Source organism: Halanaerobium sp., assembly GCF_003070835.1.
The window spans coordinates 1-3,389 of the sequence record NZ_QBLR01000349.1 but is presented as its reverse complement, the minus strand read 5'-3'; the positions used below and the strand labels follow the sequence as shown (position 1 = coordinate 3,389).

Genomic DNA, 3,389 nt, shown 5'->3' with positions numbered 1-3,389 from the left:
TAATTATACTACTTTTTTACATATTTACAATAGTTTTTAAAAAAATATTTTTCGACAAATATTAGAACTGCTGGAACATATCAAACATTGGAGTCACAATTGAAATAGCAACAAAACCAACCATTACTGCTAAAAGAACAATCATTATTGGCTCTATTAAAGAAATTGCACCATCAACACTGGCTTCTACCTGTCTGTCATAAAAAGTAGATACCTTATTTAGCATTGTGCCAATAGATCCAGTTTCTTCCCCAACACTTAACATTTGCACAACCATAGCTGGAAACTCTCCACTTTCCTGTAAGGGATCAGATAAATTACTACCTTCTCGAACTCTTACCCTTGCCTTTGTCAAAATCTCACCATAAACCTTATTTCCCACTACATCTTCTACAATTGCCAGAGCAGTCAGTAAGTCAACCCCACTTTCAACCAAAATTGCCAAAGTACTTGAAAAACGTGAAATATATACTTTTCTCATCATCGGTCCGATTACAGGCATTTTTAAAATCCAACTATCTGTCTTTTCCTTTCCAGCAGGTGTTGTTCTTAATCTAGCTAAAATAAAGAGAACGATAATTAATGCTAAAAGTAAAGCCCACCAGTAGCTCGTCATAAAAGTACTAATTCCTAAAAGCATCCTGGTTGGTAGTGGAAGTTCTGAACCAAAATCCCTGAACATTGTCACAAATTGAGGTACAACCTGAGTTACCAAAAAAATGACCACTATAACACCTACTGTTAAAATTACAGCCGGATAATATAGTGCTGAACGGACCATTGAATTTAGTTCATCCTGCCGGTCATAATGAGCAGCCATTTTATTTAAAATACTATCCAGAACACCACCAGACTCACCTGCTTTAACAAGTTGAATATAAAGCCGGGGGAAAACTTTGGGATGTTTAGCCATCGCATCAGCAAGAGAAATTCCAGTTTCTACATCATCTCTAATCCTTAAAATAACTTCTTTCAAACGACGATGCTCAGTCTGGTCAACTAAGATATTTAAAGAATCAACCAGTGAAATTCCAGCATCAATCATTGCTGCAAACTGCTGAGAAAACACCGCCAGATCTTTAAGCTTGACTTTTTTATGCATTTTTAAAAATTCGCCAACATCTAAGACCTTTCTTTTTTCACTAATCTCAGTAATATAATAACCTTTATCTCTTAATTGACGGGCTATAACAGACTTGTTTTCTGCCTCAATAGTTCCTGAAATAACATCGCCGTTTTTACTCTTTGCCTTATATACATATTCTAATGCCATCTTTTAGCCTCCCTTCCGGGAAAATTAAATACTACCACTAATTTTTTTCTTTACATAATCCGAATCATCTGCTCTACGAACTGCCTCATCATAATTAATTAAACCCTGATTATAAAGATCAACCAGATAGTTATTCATCATTATCATTCCATATTTTCCACCAGTCTGCATTGCTGATACTAGCTGATGTGTTTTTCCTTCTCTAATAATATTTCTGACAGCGGATGTAGCAATTAAAATTTCTAAAGCTGCTACACGGGAATTTCCGTCTGCACGTGGAATTAGCTGCTGTGAAATAATACCACTAATTGATGAAGCAAGCTGAATTCTTACCTGCTGCTGTTGGTGAGCAGGAAAAACATCAATAATTCTCTCTACAGTACTCGGTGCATCATTTGTGTGTAAAGTAGCAAAAACTAAATGCCCTGTTTCAGATGCTTCTAAAGCAATCGAAATTGTTTCTAAATCTCTCATTTCACCTACAAGGATTACATCTGGATCCTGTCTTAAGGCTGCTCTTAAACCATTAGCAAAACTTTGAGTATCATGGCCAACCTCTCTCTGATGCACAATTGATTTATTATGGGAATGCAGATATTCAATCGGATCTTCTAAAGTTATAATATGAGCCGATCTGTTTTCATTAACAACATTAATCATCGCTGCTAAAGTTGTAGACTTACCACTACCTGTTGGACCAGTACATAATACAAGTCCTTTGCGCTGCAGAGCCAATTTTTTTAAAATTTGAGGTAAACCAAGTTGATCAATTGTTGGAATATCACTTGGAATCACTCGAAGAGCTAGAGAAACTGAGCTCCTCTGTTTAAAAGCATTAACTCTAAAGCGGCAGTATCCGGGAACACTATGTGAAAAGTCAACCTCACCTTTTTCTAAAAATTCTTCCCACTGCCTTTCCTCCATTAAACCTTTGGCAATATCTTCAACCTGTTGAATTCCCAACTCTTCCGGATAATCTTCGTAATACTCCAGTTTACCATTATACCTGATTACCGGTTTTAGTTTACCGGTTAAGTGGAGGTCAGATATAGCAGGATTCTGCGATATATCTTTCATTACATCAATTATATTCATTAGCATTCCCTCCTAAAATTTGGTCACTATAAAATTATTATAAATGAAAATAAAATTTTAATGAATAACACTTACCAGTTCCTGATAACTGGTTATACCAGTTTTTAATTTTTCTTTTCCATCTGCAAGCAGGGAAGCCATTCCATTTTTTCTAGCATATCGCTCAATTTCAGGTTCTGTAGCACCTTCTGCAATCATATTTTCCATTTCTGTATTAATCTCTATAATTTCATGAATAGCTATTCTTCCTTTATAACCATCAGTACATTTATCACATGCATTACCTGAAGGACGCCAGAGTATTTCAACATCATCATTCAAAAATTTTCTTTCTTCTGCTCCGGGTATATATTCTTCTCTGCAGTCCGGACATAATCTTCGAACAAGTCGCTGGGCTACCACTCCAATAACTGTAGAAGCAACTAAATAACCAGGAATTCCCATATCTAAAAGTCTGGTAATTGCACTTGGAGCATCATTTGTATGCAGAGTACTTAAAACTAAATGTCCAGTTAGTGCAGCTCTAATTGCAATTTCGGCAGTTTCTTCATCTCTAATCTCACCAACCATTACAATATCCGGATCTTGTCTTAAAATTGATCTTAAAGTTTTAGCAAAGGTCAAACCAGCTTTGGGGTTTGCCTGAACCTGATTTATACCTTCTAACTGATATTCAATCGGGTCTTCAATGGTAACAATATTTTTAGTAGGTGAATTTATCTTATTTAAGGCTGCAAATAAAGTTGTTGATTTACCACTACCAGTTGGGCCGGTCGCCAGCAAAATTCCATAGGGTTTTTTAATCAATCGATTAAACCTTTCGCGATTGTCTTTCCTAAAACCAAGTTTTTCTATATCAAGTAAACTATCATCTCTATTTAAGATTCTTATAACTACCTTCTCCCCGTGTAAAGTGGGTAAGGTAGAAACCCGCATATCAATCTGCATACTCTTAAAGGTCATCTGTACCCGACCATCCTGAGGAATTCTTCTTTTAGTAATATCCAAGTCAGCTATAATT

At 35.9% G+C, this 3,389-nt stretch carries 3 protein-coding genes; all 3 read right to left on the bottom strand.

The features are described 5' to 3' along the window. Window positions 1-61 precede the first annotated feature (61 nt). Window positions 62-1,273 (bottom strand): type II secretion system F family protein, encoded by a 1,212-nt coding sequence (locus tag CI949_RS18815; protein WP_089655021.1) that lies wholly within the window; start codon window positions 1,271-1,273, stop codon window positions 62-64. A 24-nt stretch (window positions 1,274-1,297) separates the two neighbouring features. Continuing rightward, entirely contained in the window at window positions 1,298-2,368 is a 1,071-nt protein-coding gene (locus CI949_RS18810) for a type IV pilus twitching motility protein PilT (protein ID WP_089655020.1), read from the bottom strand. Between the two features lie 57 nt (window positions 2,369-2,425). After that, a partial coding sequence (locus CI949_RS18805; protein ID WP_290769246.1) for a GspE/PulE family protein occupies window positions 2,426-3,389 on the bottom strand: 964 nt, incomplete at its 5' end.